General features: G+C 44.7%; 2 protein-coding genes and 1 pseudogene. 2 read left to right on the forward strand and 1 reads right to left on the reverse strand.

The window, feature by feature from the left end; translation table 11 throughout:
• Positions 1 to 188: 188 nt before the first annotated feature.
• Positions 189 to 497, forward strand: coding sequence for a transposase (locus ACTG33_RS17130; RefSeq protein WP_439136485.1), 309 nt, complete (start codon positions 189 to 191; stop codon positions 495 to 497).
• A 68-nt stretch (positions 498 to 565) separates the two neighbouring features.
• A pseudogene (locus ACTG33_RS17135) lies at positions 566 to 1,078 on the forward strand (IS3 family transposase); the annotation flags it as partial.
• A 245-nt stretch (positions 1,079 to 1,323) separates the two neighbouring features.
• On the opposite strand, the gene ACTG33_RS17140 reads toward ACTG33_RS17135, so the two are convergent.
• A partial coding sequence (locus ACTG33_RS17140; RefSeq protein WP_439136487.1) for a DUF3313 family protein occupies positions 1,324 to 1,777 on the reverse strand: 454 nt, incomplete at its 5' end.

Raw genomic sequence — 1,777 nt, forward strand, 5'->3', positions numbered from 1 at the left:
GACAGCCGCCAGAAACCTTGTAACTTTGTCGGATTGATCACTTCGAGAGATTAACGCTACCCTATTAGGATACGACTATTTCGCATAATCCTATGTTGCAGGAGCATTCAGGAAAAGGGTCATACTGAAGTTGCTACAGTTTAACGGACACTCTTAATCAGGGACAATGTCGTCCTCAGGAGTGTTGTATGACCAGTAAGCGTAGACCTTATAAAACCTACCCCAAAGAGTTCAAGCTGGAAGCAGTTCGAATGATGGAATCATCAGATAAGCCTGCTGCTGATATTGCCAGAGAGCTTGGACTCAGAAGAAATCAGCTCTATAAATGGAAAGAGCAGCTAGAGAAGACTGGGGATGTTGCATCAGGCAAACGAGGTAGGCCCAAAAAATCAGAACTCAGTGAAACCGCAAGACTGGAAGCGGAGGTTCGTCGCCTTAAAGAGGAAAACGAAATTCTAAAACAGGCCGCGGTGTTCTTTGCCAAGGAACTGGATTGAAGTACCAGTTCATTCGCCGTCACTCAAAAGAGCACCCGATTGTACGGCTTTGTGAAATTCCAGATAGATTAAATCGGCAATTTGACGTTGATTCACCAAACACAGCATGGGTGTCAGACACTACGTTTATCCCGACACGGGAAGGCTGGCTGTATCTAGCCGTTATTTTGGAGCTTTATTCCAGGCAAGTAATTGGTTGGTCGATGGGCAGCAGGAATGACACAGCGCTTGTAGAAGAAGCACTTACGATGGCGATCTGGCGCCGAGGTAAAGCTACAGGCGTTATTGTACACTCCGATCAAGGTTCTACTTATGCATCGGAGCGTTATCGTAAGAAGCTACAAGAACACCAGCTGCTTATGAGCATGAGCAGAAAAGGTGAATGCTTAGATAATGCAGTTGCAGAAAGCTTCTTTGGTAGTTTGAAAAATGAGCTGGTTCACCATATGGATTACCATACTCGGAAAGAGGCTAGGCAAAGCATCTTTGAGTACATTGAGGTTTTTTACAATCGAATACGGCGCCATGCTTTTTTAGATTACATGACGCCGATAGAGTACGAGGCTAGACATGCCTCTTAATTTTAATGTCCATTTTATTGTTGCAACCTCAATCTGACCCCAATTATTCATATTGCTCAGGAGAAAAGCAAGCCTCTCGGTTGTCATGGCACTGAATGATCTGTTTAGGGGTGACGGAAGGATAAATACGAGGAAGTCTCGCCATGGTTAAATCCTTTTAACCCTGACAAAGGTCCTGACTCTATACGAAGCGTTTATGTTTCAACAAGGATGATGGAGTGCCATAAGTTTTATCTGACTCGACTTTACAACTGTTTTTCATGGGACTTATCCATGGCACGGCGAATTCTCTTACCCCAACTATCAAACAACTTATTGAGATCTTTCATCGCCGAAAAATCAGACCGCTCTTGATATTCCTGCCCAACTTGCTCTTGCCCTTCAAAAATCGCAATCAACTTTCCACTACGAGCATCGCGAAGGCTGAATTGCATTGTCAACTCACCCGACCCCTTGGTAATCACTTTTTCATTACGCTGAGCGTAAGGAGTGAGACTGATAACAATTACAGTAATTTCCAGCGTTCCTGGCTCGACTTCATCAACAATAGTATAGCCCCCGTTTTCAGAAACCTGTGCCGTAATAACCTGACGAAATGCCTCCTGCATGGCTTTGACACTATCCTCCTGCAACATCCATTTTTTTGGACTGCGATCTTCTCCCTCGACCCAAACAGGAGGGATAACCTTGGCACTGGCC

It is taken from the genome of Pseudomaricurvus sp. (genome assembly GCF_965662505.1).
Taxonomy (GTDB): Bacteria; Pseudomonadota; Gammaproteobacteria; order Pseudomonadales; family Cellvibrionaceae; genus Pseudomaricurvus.

Coding starts and splice junctions, on each gene's coding strand:
- ACTG33_RS17130 (WP_439136485.1), top strand. CDS start 189: ATGACCAGTAAGCGTAGACCTTATAAAACCTACCCCAAAGAGTTCAAG.